The 16,369-nt window shown below is 57.3% G+C and carries 10 protein-coding genes and 1 other RNA gene; 5 read left to right on the forward strand and 6 right to left on the reverse strand.

The annotated features are described in order from the left end of the window. Positions 1-5: 5 nt before the first annotated feature. The 4 genes from O1724_RS10105 to ppsR all read right to left on the reverse strand — a co-directional run bounded on the left by O1724_RS10105 (position 6) and on the right by ppsR (position 4,495). On the reverse strand, positions 6-1,988 hold the full coding sequence (locus O1724_RS10105; RefSeq protein WP_479983970.1) for a TonB-dependent hemoglobin/transferrin/lactoferrin family receptor: 1,983 nt from the start codon (positions 1,986-1,988) through the stop codon (positions 6-8). A gap of 76 nt (positions 1,989-2,064) precedes the next feature. Further along, positions 2,065-2,253 carry a hemin uptake protein HemP gene (gene hemP, locus O1724_RS10110; RefSeq protein WP_015570723.1) on the reverse strand — a complete coding sequence of 63 codons (189 nt, stop codon included), beginning with the start codon at positions 2,251-2,253 and terminating at the stop codon, positions 2,065-2,067. Positions 2,254-2,464: 211 nt separating this feature from the next. Continuing rightward, positions 2,465-3,511 (reverse strand): 3-deoxy-7-phosphoheptulonate synthase AroH, encoded by a 1,047-nt coding sequence (gene aroH / locus O1724_RS10115; protein ID WP_003857781.1) that lies wholly within the window; start codon positions 3,509-3,511, stop codon positions 2,465-2,467. A gap of 150 nt (positions 3,512-3,661) precedes the next feature. Then, positions 3,662-4,495 (reverse strand): posphoenolpyruvate synthetase regulatory kinase/phosphorylase PpsR, encoded by an 834-nt coding sequence (ppsR, locus tag O1724_RS10120; protein ID WP_017384644.1) that lies wholly within the window; start codon positions 4,493-4,495, stop codon positions 3,662-3,664. Between the two features lie 335 nt (positions 4,496-4,830). Between ppsR and ppsA the strand changes: the two genes are divergently transcribed. The 3 genes from ppsA (at position 4,831) to O1724_RS10135 (ending at position 11,223) form a co-directional block, all read left to right on the forward strand. Then, complete coding sequence (ppsA, locus tag O1724_RS10125; protein ID WP_126296627.1) at positions 4,831-7,209, forward strand: phosphoenolpyruvate synthase; 2,379 nt, start codon at positions 4,831-4,833, stop codon at positions 7,207-7,209. 234 nt (positions 7,210-7,443) lie between these two features. Continuing rightward, complete coding sequence (locus O1724_RS10130) at positions 7,444-8,844, forward strand: MFS transporter (protein WP_003857776.1); 1,401 nt, start codon at positions 7,444-7,446, stop codon at positions 8,842-8,844. A 3-nt stretch (positions 8,845-8,847) separates the two neighbouring features. Then, positions 8,848-11,223: a glycoside hydrolase family 3 N-terminal domain-containing protein gene (locus tag O1724_RS10135; RefSeq protein WP_214595363.1), complete on the forward strand. Its 2,376-nt coding sequence runs from the start codon at positions 8,848-8,850 to the stop codon at positions 11,221-11,223. A gap of 5 nt (positions 11,224-11,228) precedes the next feature. On the opposite strand, the gene rprA is transcribed toward O1724_RS10135, so the two are convergent. Both rprA and ydiK read right to left on the reverse strand, forming a co-directional pair. Further along, an RNA gene (gene rprA, locus O1724_RS10140) (antisense sRNA RprA) lies at positions 11,229-11,336 on the reverse strand. Between the two features lie 209 nt (positions 11,337-11,545). Further along, a complete protein-coding gene (gene ydiK, locus O1724_RS10145) occupies positions 11,546-12,661 on the reverse strand; it encodes an AI-2E family transporter YdiK (protein WP_015570721.1) in 1,116 nt (371 codons plus the stop codon). Between the two features lie 199 nt (positions 12,662-12,860). Between ydiK and ydiJ the strand changes: the two genes are divergently transcribed. Further along, positions 12,861-15,917: a D-2-hydroxyglutarate dehydrogenase YdiJ gene (gene ydiJ, locus O1724_RS10150; RefSeq protein WP_045342737.1), complete on the forward strand. Its 3,057-nt coding sequence runs from the start codon at positions 12,861-12,863 to the stop codon at positions 15,915-15,917. Beyond that, positions 15,914-16,324, forward strand: coding sequence for a 1,4-dihydroxy-2-naphthoyl-CoA hydrolase (gene menI / locus O1724_RS10155; protein ID WP_045336604.1), 411 nt, complete (start codon positions 15,914-15,916; stop codon positions 16,322-16,324). The genes ydiJ and menI overlap by 4 nt, the downstream gene beginning before the upstream one ends. Positions 16,325-16,369 lie beyond the last annotated feature (45 nt).

Raw genomic sequence — 16,369 nt, forward strand, 5'->3', positions numbered from 1 at the left:
GGGAATTACCATTGATAACTGACGAAGATCTTGCCGTTGCGGCCATCCTGCGGGATGCCCTGAGGTGACCAGTAGGCTTTGTCGAAGGCGTTCCCCAGCACGAGGGTGGTGGTGATGCCTTTGAACTGCTGCTGACCTTTATAGCTGACGTAGAAATCATTCACTGCGTAGCCAGGCTGCTCGCTGTAGCTGCTGCTGATGTGCGTTGAACGTTCGACGAAGGAGCCGATCCAGCCCACGGAGAATCCGCTTTGCGCCACCGGGATATCCAGCTTGCTGGTGACGGTGTCCGGGTTGATGCTGGAGATGTATTCGCCCGTGTCGGTATCTTTCCCGCGCGTGCGGTTGTAGGCCACGTCCAGGTTGAACAGACTGGTCGCGTAGGTCGCCATCATGTCCCAGCCCCAGATTTTGGCATTTGGTACGTTATAGGACATGGTGGTGGCCGCCGCAAAATCGACGGTAGTGGAGATGTAATCTTTCGCTTTGGTGTCGAAGTAGCTGGCTTTGAACTCCAGCGCGTCGTTGGCGAGCAGCAGGTCGTCAAAACGTAGCCCAAAACCGAACTCCTGGGTTTCGTTAGTTTCCGGACGCAGGTTCGGGTTCGGCACCCAGTAGTTGGTGTAGAAGCTGCCGATAGAGAAGTGCTTCGAGTCGTTATACATCTCGCCCATCGTTGGCGCGCGGAAGGCCTGGGCGTAAGAGCCGAACAGCATCAGCCAGTCGGCTGGACTCACGGTTAACCCGGCGCGTGATGACCACTTATCCGCATCCACGTCATCGTAACCGCTGCTGCTGCCGCGGTAGTTGTCGTAACGCGTCCCGCCGAGAAGCGTTACCGGCAGGTCGCGCAGGGTAATCTCATCCTGCAACCAGCCGGAGCTGAAGTCGATTTTAGCGTCCGGGAAGCCGGTGGTCGCGCCGCCAGGGTGTTGCTCCTGACGATAGTATTCCCCGCCGTAGGTCAGCAGGTGCGAGGCGAAGGAGTCGCTGAACAGGCGGGTGCGGTTTTCGACTTTGCCGCCTTTGGTGGTCTGCTTACGGAACTCGCCGCTGGCGTCGATGTTCTGGGCGTTGATCCGCGCTTCGGACCAGTAAATTTTCGCATCGGCGTTCAGCCAGTTGTTTCCGGCTGGCGCAATGCGGTAGCCAAGCTGGGCATCGCGCTGAATGGTGGAACGATCGGTCATCGGGTTACTGCTGCTGGCATCCGTGGTCTGCGGATTTTTCGGCTCCTGCGCGTCGTTATTGTAGTAGCGCAGAGAGCCGCTCAGCGTCTGCGCCGGATCGATTTTCCAGCTGCCTTTCGCCAGCATATTGTTGATGGATTCGTCGTTTGGCGCCCTCGCGCCGTCACTCTGGCGAATGTCGCCGCGATCGCGGCTGGACCAGGAGACCACACCGTCCAGGGTATCGGTGCGGCCATAGGCGCTGGCGCCCATCCCGATGCTGTGATCGCCCGTTGCACCGGTAGCAAATACGCGATAGCCGCTGTTTTTACCTGCATCCAGCAGATCGCTGGCGTCGACGGTGTCATACGAAATTACGCCGCCCAGCGCGCCGCTGCCGTACAGCAAGGCGGAAGGGCCGCGCACCACTTCGATACGTTTGATCAGCGCCGGATCGAGGAACGTGCTGTTCAGGTGTCCGGTATCGGTGCCCTGGCGCACGCCATCCACCAGCACCAGCACGCCACGGCGGTCATAGCCACGGAGGTTAACGTCCTGACCGTTGGTGCGCCCGGTGCCGTCCAGCGTCAGACCGGGCACCTTGCGCAGCAGGTCGGCAGCGGAGCTGGCGGTCTGGTTTTCCGGCGCGGTGGCGTCAATCACGCTCACCATCATGGGGGCTTCAAAGGCGCTGCGGGCATTGCCGGTGGCGGTGACGGTGATCTCGTCTGCAGCGGCAACCGTAACGCCCGGCAGGGTGCTGACAATCGCCAGCGCCAGAAGAGACGGGCGTAAAGACGCGGATTGCAGGTGTGGCATAGCAACTCTCCATAAGAATTGAAAAGCGCTGGCTGCCTGGGGATCACCTGGGTGGCTGGCGAATGTGTTGTCTGGTTTATTTAGTCAGGATCAGTTTTCCGGCATTGGTCTGGCGCAGCAGGTAGTGCTGGCCGTCATGCTCGATAATGACCCGTCCCTCCTCACCCAACAGGCTTTTACTGTCGATTCGGCGATCGGTGGGAGCAGGGGACGGCGCTGTGTGTGTTTTTGTTGGCGTTGCCGCGCTGTTATCGGTCGGTGACATAATGTTTATAAATAACAATCAATGTAACAATGATAATCATTATCAATAAACTGCAAATTCACAGCAAGCGTTTTTGTGAAAATTGTGTGACGGGATCAAATTTGGGGGAGAGATGCGGTCTGACGCCCTCACCCCGACCCTCTCCCACGGGGAGAGGGAGAAGGGCACGAATCGTAGGCCGGGTAAGGCAAAGCCGCCACTCGGCAAGGGGTTAGAAGCGCGAATCTACCGCAGACGCCAGCATCTCCAGCAGCCGTTCGCTGTCTTCCCAGCTCAGGCACGGGTCGGTGATTGACTGGCCGTAGACCATTTGCTGTCCGGCGACGATCTTCTGCGTGCCTTCTTTGATAAAGCTCTCCGCCATAATTCCTGCAATGGCGGTCGAGCCGCTGCGGATCTGCTGGCAAACTTCCTCGCAGACGTCCAGCTGGCGGCGGTGCTGTTTCTGACAATTGCCGTGGCTGAAATCCACCACCAGATGCTCGGGCAGGTCAAATTCCGCCAGCGTTTCGCAAGCGGCGGCAATATCTTCTGCATGGTAATTCGGTTTTTTACCGCCACGCATAATGATATGTCCGAACGGGTTGCCGCTGGTCTGGTAGATGGTCATCTGGCCGTTTTTATCCGGGGAGAGGAACATATGGCTGGCGCGTGAGGCGCGGATGGCATCTACGGCAATTCGGGTATTACCGTCCGTTCCGTTTTTGAAGCCCACCGGACAGGAGAGCGCCGACGCCATTTCACGGTGGATCTGACTTTCGGTGGTACGCGCGCCAATCGCGCCCCAGCTTATGAGGTCGGCAATAAACTGTCCGGTCACCATATCCAGAAATTCGGTGGCAGTCGGCACGCCCAGCTTGTTAACCTGTAACAGCAGCTTGCGCGCCAGCGCAATACCGTGATTCACCCGGTAGCTACCGTTCAGATCCGGATCGGAAATCAATCCTTTCCAGCCCACGACGGTACGCGGCTTTTCAAAGTAGGTACGCATCACGATCTCCAGGCGATCCTGATACGTGCCGCGCAGCGTCTGAAGGCGTTGTGCATAATCCATTGCCGCGTCCAGGTCGTGGATGGAGCAGGGGCCAATCACCACCAGAAGACGTTTGTCTTCACCATTGAGAATTTTTTCGATGCGGCGACGGGAGGCCGTCACATGGTCCGCCACCTCGGCGGAAACGGGATGCAGCCGGGCCAGTTCAGCCGGTGTGACCAGGCTATCAATGCGCGCGGTGCGCAGTTCGTCGGTTTTGTTCATGGAATGTCTCAGAAATTTTTTGCTTCATCGGCAGACTACCGGGAAGTGATGGGCATCACCTTAAACCAATCCCTGCTGATTTCAAGTTCGGGGCACGTCGCCCCGAGGATGGCATGATAATAACTGAAACTGGATTAATGTACTAGCATATTAGTACATGCGGCGATTTAGCCCCATGATATCGAGGATCTTGGTGGCAATTTCTTCTACTGAATAGTTGGTACTGTTCAGCCAGGGAATTTGATTTTTCCGGTACAGCGCTTCGACTTCAGAGACTTCCATTCGGCACTGACGCATCGAGGCGTAGCGGCTGTTCTCGCGACGTTCTTCGCGGATCGCCGCCAGTCGTTCCGGGTTGATGGTCAGCCCAAACAGCTTATGCTGGAGCGGCTTGAGCGCGGCGGGCAGCACCAGGTTATCCATATCATCGGCAATAAAGGGGTAGTTGGCGGCGCGAATGCCAAACTGCATTGCCAGGTATAGGCTGGTGGGAGTTTTACCGCAGCGCGACACGCCGAGCAAAATCACCTGCGCCTGGTCGAGATTGCGCAGCGAGATCCCGTCGTCGTGCGCCAGGGTGTAGTCAATAGCGGCAATACGCGCATCGTATTTGGTCAGGTTACCGGGGTTCAGCCCGTGGGTACGGTGGGCGATCGGCGTCGGATCGAGCTTCAGCTCGCTTTGCAAGGGGGCAACCAGCGCCTGCACGATGTCCTGACAGAAGCCCTCGCTTTGCAGAATGATATTGCGGATCTCAGGGATCACAATGGAATAGAACACCAGCGGACGAACGCCGGTCTGCTGGTAAATGGCGTCGATCTGATCCTTGACCGCTTTGGCCCGGCTCTCATTTTCCACGAACGGCAGCGTGATGCTGTTTATCGATACCGGAAACTGCGACATCACCGCGTGTCCCAGCACCTCGGCGGTAATCGCCGTCCCATCAGAAATATAAAAAACGTGGCGATCGACAGCATTATCCATTTTATCCACCCTGAATAGCGTACGTAATTGCCTGAAAGCATAAATTAAAAAAGTTAATTTCACAGCAAAGAACTTATCTGAATTTAAAATGAAATGGTGTTTTTGATTTTCCTGAAAAGTGGATTTCATTTTTCGATTAGCGGCTTTATTTCTAAGGTTTTTGCCGGAATCTATAGGAATCATCGGGTTAGCGAATGGCGGGAAACTGTCCGAAAAGTTGAAAATTTAAATTGCTTACACGATTCACCGTTTTTTTAGCGGAAATAAATATGCCAGTATAAATACGTAGTCAGGTGTTTCTTACTCCGATCAAATATCACAAAAGGATTGTTTCGATGTCCAACAATGGCTCGTCACCGCTGGTGCTTTGGTATAACCAACTCGGCATGAATGATGTAGACAGAGTTGGGGGCAAAAATGCCTCCCTGGGTGAAATGATTACAAATCTGTCCGGTATGGGTGTCTCCGTACCTAACGGGTTTGCCACAACCGCCGATGCGTTTAACCTGTTTTTAGACCAGAGCGGTGTAAACCAGCGCATTTACGACCTGCTGGATAAAACGGATATTGATGATGTCACCGAGCTTGCCAAAGCCGGCGCGCAAATCCGCCAGTGGATTATCGACACACCTTTCCAGCCGGAACTGGATAAAGCCATCCATGACGCCTACAACCAGCTCTCCGCTGACGACGCGCAGGCCTCCTTTGCCGTGCGCTCTTCCGCTACCGCAGAAGATATGCCGGATGCCTCTTTCGCCGGGCAGCAGGAAACCTTCCTCAACGTCCAGGGTTACGAGGCGGTACTGGTGGCGGTGAAGCATGTGTTTGCTTCCCTGTTCAACGACCGCGCCATCTCCTATCGCGTCCATCAGGGCTATGACCACCGCGGCGTCGCGCTCTCCGCAGGCGTACAGCGCATGGTGCGCTCCGACGTGGGCTCTTCCGGCGTGATGTTCTCTATCGACACTGAATCCGGCTTCGACCAGGTGGTGTTTATCACCTCCGCATGGGGTCTGGGCGAGATGGTGGTGCAGGGGGCGGTGAACCCTGACGAATTCTATGTGCACAAGCCTACGCTGGCGGCTAACCGTCCGGCAGTGGTACGCCGCACCATGGGCTCGAAAAAAATCCGCATGATCTATGCCCCGACGCAAGAACATGGCAAGCAGGTCACCATTGAAGATGTGCCGCAGGAGCAGCGGGATCGCTTCTCCCTGACCGACGCCGAAGTGGAAGAGCTGGCGAAGCAGGCGGTGCAGATTGAAAAACACTATGGCCGTCCGATGGACATCGAGTGGGCCAAAGACGGACACACCGGCAAGCTGTTTATCGTGCAGGCGCGTCCGGAAACCGTCCGTTCACGCGGTCAGGTCATGGAGCGCTACACCCTGCACGCGCAGGGCAAAATTGTCGCGGAAGGCCGCGCAATCGGCCACCGCATCGGTGCCGGTCCGGTGAAAGTGATCCACGACATTAGCGAGATGAACCGCATTCAGCCAGGCGACGTGCTGGTGACCGACATGACCGACCCGGACTGGGAACCGATCATGAAAAAAGCGGCTGCCATCGTCACCAACCGCGGTGGCCGTACCTGTCACGCGGCAATCATTGCCCGTGAGCTGGGGATCCCGGCGGTAGTCGGCTGTGGTGACGCGACCGAACGCATGAAGGACGACCAGAACGTGACGGTCTCCTGTGCCGAAGGCGATACCGGTTACGTGTATGCTGATATCCTCGACTTCAGCGTGAAAAGCTCCAGCGTGGATACCATGCCGGATCTGCCGCTGAAGATCATGATGAACGTCGGCAACCCGGACCGCGCGTTTGACTTCGCCTGCCTGCCGAACGAAGGCGTGGGCCTGGCGCGTCTGGAATTTATTATTAACCGTATGATCGGGGTGCACCCGCGTGCGCTGCTGGAGTTCGACGACCAGGACGCAAAACTGCAAAACGAAATCCGCGAGATGATGAAAGGTTACGACTCGCCGAGAGAGTTCTATGTTGGTCGTCTGACGGAAGGGATCGCCACGCTCGGCGCGGCCTTCTACCCGAAACGCGTGATCGTGCGTCTGTCGGACTTTAAGTCGAACGAATACGCCAACCTGGTGGGCGGCGAACGCTACGAGCCGGAAGAAGAGAACCCGATGCTGGGCTTCCGTGGCGCCGGACGCTACGTGTCGGAAAGCTTCCGCGACTGCTTCGCGCTGGAGTGCGAGGCGGTAAAACGCGTGCGCAACGACATGGGGCTGACCAACGTGGAAATCATGATCCCGTTCGTCCGTACCGTGGATCAGGCGAAGGCGGTGGTAGATGAGCTGGCGCGTCAGGGGCTGAAGCGCGGCGAGAACGGGCTGAAGATCATCATGATGTGTGAAATTCCGTCCAACGCCCTGCTGGCAGAGCAGTTCCTGGAGCACTTCGACGGCTTCTCCATTGGCTCGAATGACATGACGCAGCTGGCGCTCGGCCTGGACCGCGACTCCGGCGTTGTCTCTGAGCTGTTCGATGAGCGTAACGAGGCGGTGAAAGCGCTGCTCTCCATGGCCATCCGCGCGGCGAAGAAACAGGGTAAATATGTCGGGATTTGCGGCCAGGGTCCTTCTGACCATGAAGACTTTGCGGCCTGGCTGATGGACGAGGGAATTGATAGCCTCTCCCTGAACCCGGACACCGTGGTGCAGACCTGGCTGAGCCTGGCAGAGCTGAACAAGTAAAACCTGCATAATCTGAAAAAGGCGAGGATATCTGTCCTCGCCTTTTTTATTTTCCTGCGAATATGCTCACCATCACAAATAAAGCAAAAAACCAAATATCATAATTTATCTGTTAATTTAGACAATTGTTAGCGGGCAGGGCGTTGCTAATACTTGAGCCTTACCGCGTACATCCGTCGGGATGATGCGCGACTGGTTGAAATACGTTTTAACCTGATAAAAAGGCAAATAACAATGACAATCTCCTCTGTATTACGTACCAAAGATAAAATAGGTTATGGCCTCGGCGATATGGCCAGCGCGCTGGTCTGGCAAACGGCAACGTTATTTCTCGCTTATTTCTATACGGACGTATTCGGTTTGCCTGCCGCCATTATGGGCACCATGTTTTTAGTGGTGCGCGTGGTCGATGCGTTTGTCGACCCGTGCATTGGCGCGCTGGTGGACCGCACTCAGACCCGCCACGGTCGTTTTCGTCCCTGGCTGCTCTGGTTTGCCATTCCGTTTGGCGTGAGCTGCCTGATTACCTTCTACGTACCGGATGCCGGGCAGACGGCAAAAATTGTCTATGCCTGCGTAACCTATGCCATCCTGAGTCTGATCTATTCTGCGATTAACGTCCCTTACTGTGCCATGCCCGGCGCGCTGACGCTCGACCCGCGCGAACGCCACTCGCTGCAATCCTGGCGCTTTGGCCTGTCGTTTATCGGCGGGTTGATTGTAACCGTCATCGCGCTGCCGCTGGTCTCATTATTAGGCCAGGGGAATGTGCAAAAAGGCTATTTCTATGCCATGAGCCTGATGGGGCTGCTGGGCATTGTTTTATTCTTCTGCTGCTTCTTTATGACCCGGGAGCGTTACTCGCCGCGCAATGACACCTCCGGTTCGATGCTGACGGATTTAAAACTGCTGGCCGCCAATAGCCAGTGGCGAATTGTTTTTCTGTTTAATATTTTACTGTTAACCGCCGTCGTGACGCGTGGCTCTGCGACCATGTATTACGTTAACTATGTTCTGTTACGTCCGGAACTGGTTTTTGCCTTTATTGTTTCCGGCATGGTGGCCTCCTTAAGCGGCGCATTATTATCTGAACGCCTGCTGGGGAAATTTGACCGGGTGCGTGCCTATCAGTGGACCATTATTTCTTTCGTTATTTTTGGTGCGCTGATTTTCTTCATTCCGCCTTCGCAGGTGTGGCTGATATTCGGTCTGAATATTGTGTTTAGCTTTATTCAGAACCTGACCACGCCGCTGCAATGGACCATGTTCTCCGATGTGGTGGACTACGAAGAACACCGTAGCGGCCGCCGCCTGGACGGGCTGGTCTTTTCTACAGCCCTGTTTGCCATCAAGTTTGGGCTGGCGCTGGGTGGGGCGGTGGTCGGTTGGGTGCTTGGCATGGTGGATTACGCTCCGGGTCAGGCAAACCAGGCGCCTCATGTTCTTGCAACCATCAATGCCCTGTTCACCCTGATCCCCTGCGCGCTGTTCCTCTGCATGGTGGCGCTCCTTGCCATCTACAAACTTAACAGCCGGCTGGTGGACAGCATCGCCCGCGAGCTGGCCAGCAAACGCGATAGTCGAAACGATGCGGGGCAGCTCAGCCCGGCAACCCAATCCGCACTACAGGAGTAAACCATGACTGCGATCTACAAGGACGCGGGACGTCCCGTACACGAGCGTGTCGCTGATTTACTGGCGCGTATGACGCCGGAAGAGAAATTTGCCCAGATGCACGCGTACTGGCTGATCCTCGATGAACACGGCAACCACCGCGAGCGCAGCGATCTGAGCGATGAATTCGCTGGCGTGAGCGAACAGGCGTCCCTCAACGAAAGGCTGAAGCTCGGCGTCGGGCAGATCACCCGTCCGCTCGGCACGCACATTGTTAATGCAAAAACCGGCGTGTGTGCCGCCAACCGCCTGCAACGCATGATGATGGAGGAGACCCGGCTCGGCATTCCGGCGCTGTTTCATGAGGAGTGTCTGGTGGGGCTGCTGTGCAAAGATGCAACCCTGTTCCCGTCGTCGCTGAACTACGGTTCCACCTGGGACCCGGCGCTGGTGCAGCGCGCGGCGGAGCAGATTGGTAAAGAGGCCCGATCCGTCGGTTGCCAGCAGGGGCTGGCCCCGGTGCTGGATGTCTCGCGCGATGTGCGCTGGGGACGGACGGAAGAGACATTTGGGGAAGATCCGTGGCTGGTAGGGGTGATGGCGACGGCGTACGTGAAGGGGTTGCAGGGCGATAAGCGCGATCTGCTGGCGACCCTGAAACATTACGTCGGCCACTCCTTCAGCGAAGGGGCGCGCAACCATGCGCCGGTCCATCTCGGTTTCAGCGAGCTAAACGATACCTTCCTGCTGCCGTTTGAGATGGCGGTGAAGCTGGCCAACGCCGGTTCGGTGATGCCAGCCTATCACGACATTGATAATCAGCCAGGGCACAGCGACCATTTCATGCTCACTACCGTGCTGCGTGAACAGTGGGGCTTCGACGGCATTATCGTGGCGGATTACGGCGGCGTCAGCCTGCTGCACCAGCACCACGGAATTTCTCACGATCCAGCGGAATCGGCGGCGCTGGCGTTTAACGCCGGGCTGGACGTGGAATTGCCGAAGGATGACTGCGCGCGTCATCTGGCGGAAGCGGTAGAGCGTGGGCTTATCTCAATGGCGAAAGTGGATGAGATTGTGGCGCGCGTGCTAAGTGAAAAATTCCGTCTCGGGCTGTTTGAAAAACCGTACGCCGACGAAGACGGCATCGATTTGCAGAGTGAGGCGACCCGGCAGGTGGCGCGCGAGGTGGCAACAAAATCGATCACGCTGCTGGAAAACAACGGCATATTACCTCTCGGCGGAAAACCCCGTGTAGCGGTGGTGGGGCCGACGGCTGACGATCCGCTGGCGCTGCTGAGCGGCTACAGCTTCCCGGTTCACCTGATCATCAGCGATATGGTTGAAGAGACCTCACAGGTAACGACGCCGCGCGCGGCGCTGGAGCAGTATCTTGGCGCATCGCAGGTTCGTTACGCGAAAGGGTGCCACATTATCGAAAAACGGATGGCGGGGGCGCCGGTATTTCCGGGCGACAGCGGCGGTAAACCGATGCAGCAATCGCCGGTTTCACAACGTATGGATCTGATCCCCGACGCCGTGAGCGCGGCAAAAGAGAGTGACGTGGTGGTGGCCTGCGTGGGCGACCTTGCCGGGCTGTTCCAGAGCGGCACCGTGGGGGAAGGATCTGATACCGACTCGCTGGATCTGCCAGGCGTGCAGCAACAGCTGCTGGAGGCGCTGGTGGCAACCGGTAAGCCGGTGATTGTCGTCATGACGGGCGGGCGTCCTTATAACCTTCAGGGGCTGGAAGAGAAGGTGGCCGCGCTGATGATGGCCTGGGCGCCGGGGCAGGAAGGGGGCTGGGCGATTGCAGATGTCTTAACCGGCCGCGCGGAGCCGCAGGGCAGGCTGGTAGTGAGCGTGCCGAAAAACGCCGGGGCGATGCCGTACTACTATAACCACAAGCTGAAAAGCGGCGGCACGCCGTTTGCGTTCCATTTCGGCGCACTTTACCCGTTCGGTTACGGTCTCGGCTGGACGCAGTTTCGCTGGGGCGCGGCCCGCCTGGCTGAAAGCCGCGTCCCGATCGACGGAGAGGTGGCGTTAAGCGTCGATATCACCAACACCGGCGAGCGCAGCGGCAGCGAAGTGGTACAGGTGTACGTACGCGATAAGGTCGCCACGCAGGTGTGTCCGCTTCAGGAGCTGAAAGCGTTCCAGCGCGTGACGCTTTCACCGGGAGAAACCGCCACGCTGACCTTTACCCTGCCGGTGGAGATGTTTAATTTCACCCGCCGGGACGGAAAGCGAATTGTCGAGCCAGGGGAGTTTGAGCTACAGGTTGGCGCGTCCTCGGCGGATATTCGCGAGGTGGTGAACGTGCAGGTAAGCGGAGAGACGCGGGTACTGGCGGGGGATTGGCGGATGCTTAGTCGCTGTGACATTACACTGGCGTAAAAAGGATAAAAAAAAGCCCATCGTGGGAGATGGGCAAAGACTACACACAGCAATTCGTTGTTTCACTCAGGGGATTTCCATGCTTATAAATCAAGATGTTGATTTATAACCGTGTCTTAATAGTAGGCATGCCAGGATTTTGAGTCGATCGGATTCGTCTCAATAGTTAAAGGCAGGTAAAGATTTCTTGAAGAGAATGACGGTTTTAGGCAGGAAAAGGCGGGTCTGACCAGTGTGCAGAGAATAAATAGTTTAGCAACGTTTAAGTATTGCTGTGGAGAGTGTAGGCCGGGTAAGCGTTAGCGCCACCCGGCATCCGTTCTTACTGCGCGTTCTTATCTTCCAGCTCTTCAAGTTCGCTTAAGATGACGTCTGGATCGGTTCCCGGCGGCGGTACTTCATGCACCCAGGCGGAGAAGAGACGCCAGGTCACCGCTAGCAGAACCGGACCGATGAACAGGCCAATCATGCCGAAGGCAATTAACCCTCCGATTACCCCGGACAGGATCAGAATCAGCGGCAGGTCAGCGCCCATGCGGATGAGGAGGGGACGGATCACGTTATCCATGGTGCCCACCACGCAACTCCAGACCAGCAGCACCGTGCCCCAGGTCGTATCCCCCGTCCAGTAAAGCCAGATAATGCAGGGAACCAGCACCAGCAGCGGACCGAGCTGCGCCAGACAGGTCATCAGCATGACGACGGTGAAAATGGTGGCATAAGGTACGCCGGAAATCGCCAGCCCGATTCCGCCAAGTACAGCCTGCACCAGCGCTGTGACCACCACACCGAGCGCCACCGCGCGGACGGCCTGGGCTGCCAGCAGCACGGCCGCATCGCCGCGTTTACCTGCCAGTCGGGTGGCGAAATGACGTACCCCCAGCGCAACCTGCTCGCCGCGCCAGTACAGCAGGGCGCTGAAGACCAGCATCAACGTACAATGCATCATGAAGCGACCAATGTGCGCAGCCTGCCCCACAAACCAGGTGGTGGTTGTGCCGATGTACGGACGCACTTTGGCCATCAGGGCGCTACCGCCCATCTCCAGCAGGCTGTGCCAGCCGCTGTACAGTTTTGCGCCCACAACAGGAATACTGTTCAGCCACGCGAGATCCGGCAGCGTCATATCACCGCTGGTGACCGCGCGAATAACCGGGCCGCTACTGTCAACCAGGCTGTTAACCAGTAGTGCAATGGGAATAATAAACAGCAGGAACAACAGCAGCGTCATCACCAGCACGGCCAGGCCGCGGCGACCAAACAGCAGTTTCTGCAAACGCAAGAGTAAAGGCCAGGTGGCGACGACGACGGTCGCGGCCCAGGCAAATCCGAGCACGAAAGGACGAACGATCCACAGACACGCAATAATCATAATGGCTAAGAACAGCACCGACAGCAGTATCTGCGCGACATCCCTGGGCTGACGAAGATTGACCATAAACGAAACTTTCCTTAAATGAACACCAGCAAGGCTGATGGGAATATAAACCGCATCTCTCTAATCATTAGTGATTTCAGCGATTTTTGACAGGCGGATTTTGCCCGTAATTCTACGAAGCACATAAGAAAAAAATGTGATAAAACTTTCCAGACACAACGCAAACGATTTCACACTATTCTCATTAGGGTCGACAGCAATGATCCCACAGATTTCTCAGGCACCGGGCGTCGTTCAGCTGGTGCTTAATTTTTTGCAGGCACTGGAGCAACAGGGTTTTACAGGTGACACCGCTACCGATTATGCCGACAGGCTGACGATGGCGACCGATAACAGTATTTACCAGCTTCTTCCCGATGCCGTCGTTTTCCCGCGCTCTACCGCCGATGTGGCGCTCATCGCCCGTCTGGCATCGCAGGAGCGTTTCAGCTCCCTGGTCTTCACCCCGCGTGGCGGCGGGACGGGTACCAATGGGCAGGCGCTGAACCAGGGCATCATCATTGATATGTCCCGCTATATGAACCGCATCATTGAGATCAACCCGGAAGAGGGGTGGGTGCGTGTGGAAGCGGGGGTGATCAAAGATCAGTTGAATCAGTTTTTGAAACCTTACGGCTATTTTTTTGCGCCGGAGCTCTCCACCAGTAACCGCGCGACCATTGGCGGGATGATCAACACCGATGCCTCGGGGCAGGGCTCGCTGGTCTACGGCAAAACCTCCGACCACGTTATGGGTGTGCGGGCGGTGCTGCTGGGGGGCGATATCCTCGATACCCAACCGATGCCGATCGAACTGGCCGAAACGCTGGCAGCAGAGAGCACCACCAGCGGACGGATTTATCGCACCGTGCTGGAGCGCTGCCGCGAAAATCGCGAGCTGATCCTTGACAAATTCCCGAAGCTAAACCGCTTCCTGACGGGCTACGATCTGCGACATGTCTTCAATGACGATATGAGCCAGTTTGATCTTACCCGCGTACTGACCGGGTCAGAAGGGACGCTGGCCTTCATCACCGAAGCGCGTCTGGATATCACCCGGTTGCCAAAGGTGCGCCGTCTGGTGAACGTCAAATACAACTCCTTTGACTCCGCGCTGCGTAATGCACCGTTTATGGTGGAGGCGCGGGCGCTGTCGGTGGAAACCGTCGATTCAAAAGTCCTGAACCTGGCCCGGGAGGATATTGTCTGGCATTCGGTGAGCGAACTGATTACCGACGTGCCGGATAAAGAGATGCTCGGCCTGAACATCGTCGAGTTCGCCGGGGATGACGCAGAGCTGATTGAGAGCCAGGTAAACACGCTCTGCCAGCGTCTGGACGAGCTGATTGCGCAGGGGGAAGGCGGCGTCATTGGCTGGCAGCTGTGTAACGATCTCTCCGGCATCGAGCGAATCTACGCGATGCGTAAAAAGGCAGTGGGGCTGCTCGGCAACGCGAAAGGGGCGGCGAAGCCGATTCCGTTTGCGGAAGATACCTGCGTGCCGCCGGAACATCTGGCGGATTATATCGTGGAGTTTCGCGCGCTGCTCGACAGCCATGGTCTGAGCTATGGCATGTTCGGGCACGTTGACGCGGGCGTGCTGCACGTGCGCCCGGCGCTGGACATGTGCGATCCGCAGCAGGAGATCCTGATGAAGGCGATCTCCGACGAGGTCGTGGCCCTCACGGCCAAATACGGCGGTTTGCTGTGGGGCGAGCACGGCAAGGGGTTCCGCGCCGAGTACAGCCCGGCCTTTTTTGGCGAACAGCTCTACGCCGAGCTGCGTAAGGTGAAGGCCGCGTTCGATCCTGATAACCGCCTCAATCCGGGAAAAATCTGCCCGCCGGAGGGCGTTGATGCGCCGATGTTGCAGGTGGATGCCGTTAAGCGCGGCACCTATGACCGCCAAATTCCGATTGCGGTACGCGCTTCCTGGCGCGGCGCGATGGAGTGTAACGGCAACGGGCTGTGCTTTAACTTCGATGTGAAAAGCCCGATGTGTCCGTCGATGAAAATCACCAGCAACCGCATCCACTCCCCAAAAGGGCGTGCCACGCTGGTGCGCGAATGGCTGCGCCTGCTGGCCGACCGCGGCGTTGACCCGCTCAAGCTGGAACAGGAGCTGCCGGAAAAACGCGCGAGCCTGCGCGGGCTTATCGAACGCACCCGCAACAGCTGGCATGCGAACAAAGGCGAATACGATTTCTCGCATGAGGTGAAAGAGGCGATGTCCGGCTGCCTGGCGTGTAAGGCGTGTTCAACCCAGTGCCCAATTAAAATTGACGTACCGGAATTCCGTTCCCGCTTCCTCCAGCTGTACCACACGCGTTATCTGCGCCCGATGCGCGATCATCTGGTAGCGACGGTGGAGAGTTACGCGCCGCTGATGGCCCGTGCGCCAAAAACCTTTAACTTCTTTATCAACCAGCCACTGGTGCGAAAACTGTCTGAAAAACATATCGGCATGGTGGATCTGCCGCTGCTGTCGGTGCCATCGCTCCAGCGTCGGCTGGTGGGGCACCGCTCGGCGAATATGACCCTGGAACAACTGGAAGCATTAAGCCCTGAGCAGAAAGCGAAGGTGGTGCTGGTGGTGCAGGATCCGTTTACCAGCTATTACGATGCGCAGGTGGTGGCCGATTTTGTCCGACTGGCCGAGAAAATCGGCTACCAGCCGGTGGTGCTGCCGTTCTCGCCGAACGGCAAGGCGCAGCACATTAAAGGCTTCCTCACCCGCTTTGCGAAAACCGCGCAGAAAACTTCAGATTTTCTGAATCGCGTGGCGCAGCTCGGCATGCCGATGGTGGGCGTCGATCCGGCGCTGGTGCTCTGTTACCGGGACGAATATAAGCAGACGCTCGGCGATAAGCGCGGTGATTTTCAGGTCTTACTGGTACACGAGTGGCTGCCTGCGGTGCTGACGCAAACGCCCCCTCAGGAGGTCAGCGGAGAATCCTGGTACCTGTTTGGGCACTGCACCGAAGTGACGGCGCTGCCGACGGCGCCTGCCCAGTGGGCTTCTATCTTCTCCCGGTTTGGCGCGAAGCTGGAAAGCGTCAACGTGGGCTGCTGCGGTATGGCCGGAACCTACGGCCATGAAGTCAAAAACCACGCTAATTCGCTCGGCATTTACGAGCTGTCATGGCATCAGGCGATGCAGCGCCTGCCACGCAACCGCTGTCTGGCGACGGGCTACTCCTGCCGCAGCCAGGTGAAACGGGTAGAAGGTAACGGCGTCCGCCATCCATTGCAGGCTTTACTGGAGATTATCGGATGATCTGGAAACGTGCGGTCACGCTGGAGGGCTTAAATGCCATGGGCGCGGAGAACATGGTCGGTTTGCTGGACATCCAGTTCACGCGCATTGGCGACAACGAACTGGAAGCGACGATGCCGGTAGACTGCCGTACTCATCAACCGTTTGGCCTGTTACACGGCGGCGCGTCCGTCGTGCTGGCCGAAACGCTGGGATCGGTGGCGGGCTACCTGTGTACGGAAGGAGAGCAGAAGGTGGTGGGTCTGGAGGTCAATGCCAACCACATCCGCTCCGTTCGCAGCGGGCGCGTGCGCGGCGTCTGCCGGGCGCTGCATGCTGGAAGCCGCCATCAGGTGTGGCAGATTGATATCCTGGACGAGCAGGATCGCCTGTGTTGTTCATCAAGGCTGACGACGGCCGTTGTGTAAAGTTTCCGGATGTCTTGCTTTTGGTCAAAAATTAGCCGCCTGATT

This window comes from Enterobacter cloacae complex sp. HYC074_NIDB (assembly GCF_056673345.1).

Bases quoted from the DNA above. Each gene is read 5' to 3' on its own strand.
- O1724_RS10105 (WP_479983970.1), bottom strand. From the start codon at position 1,988: ATGCCACACCTGCAATCCGCGTCTTTACGCCCGTCTCTTCTGGCGCTG.
- hemP (WP_015570723.1), bottom strand. From the start codon at position 2,253: ATGTCACCGACCGATAACAGCGCGGCAACGCCAACAAAAACACACACA.
- aroH (WP_003857781.1), bottom strand. From the start codon at position 3,511: ATGAACAAAACCGACGAACTGCGCACCGCGCGCATTGATAGCCTGGTC.
- ppsR (WP_017384644.1), bottom strand. From the start codon at position 4,495: ATGGATAATGCTGTCGATCGCCACGTTTTTTATATTTCTGATGGGACG.
- ppsA (WP_126296627.1), top strand. From the start codon at position 4,831: ATGTCCAACAATGGCTCGTCACCGCTGGTGCTTTGGTATAACCAACTC.
- O1724_RS10130 (WP_003857776.1), top strand. From the start codon at position 7,444: ATGACAATCTCCTCTGTATTACGTACCAAAGATAAAATAGGTTATGGC.
- O1724_RS10135 (WP_214595363.1), top strand. From the start codon at position 8,848: ATGACTGCGATCTACAAGGACGCGGGACGTCCCGTACACGAGCGTGTC.
- ydiK (WP_015570721.1), bottom strand. From the start codon at position 12,661: ATGGTCAATCTTCGTCAGCCCAGGGATGTCGCGCAGATACTGCTGTCG.
- ydiJ (WP_045342737.1), top strand. From the start codon at position 12,861: ATGATCCCACAGATTTCTCAGGCACCGGGCGTCGTTCAGCTGGTGCTT.
- menI (WP_045336604.1), top strand. From the start codon at position 15,914: ATGATCTGGAAACGTGCGGTCACGCTGGAGGGCTTAAATGCCATGGGC.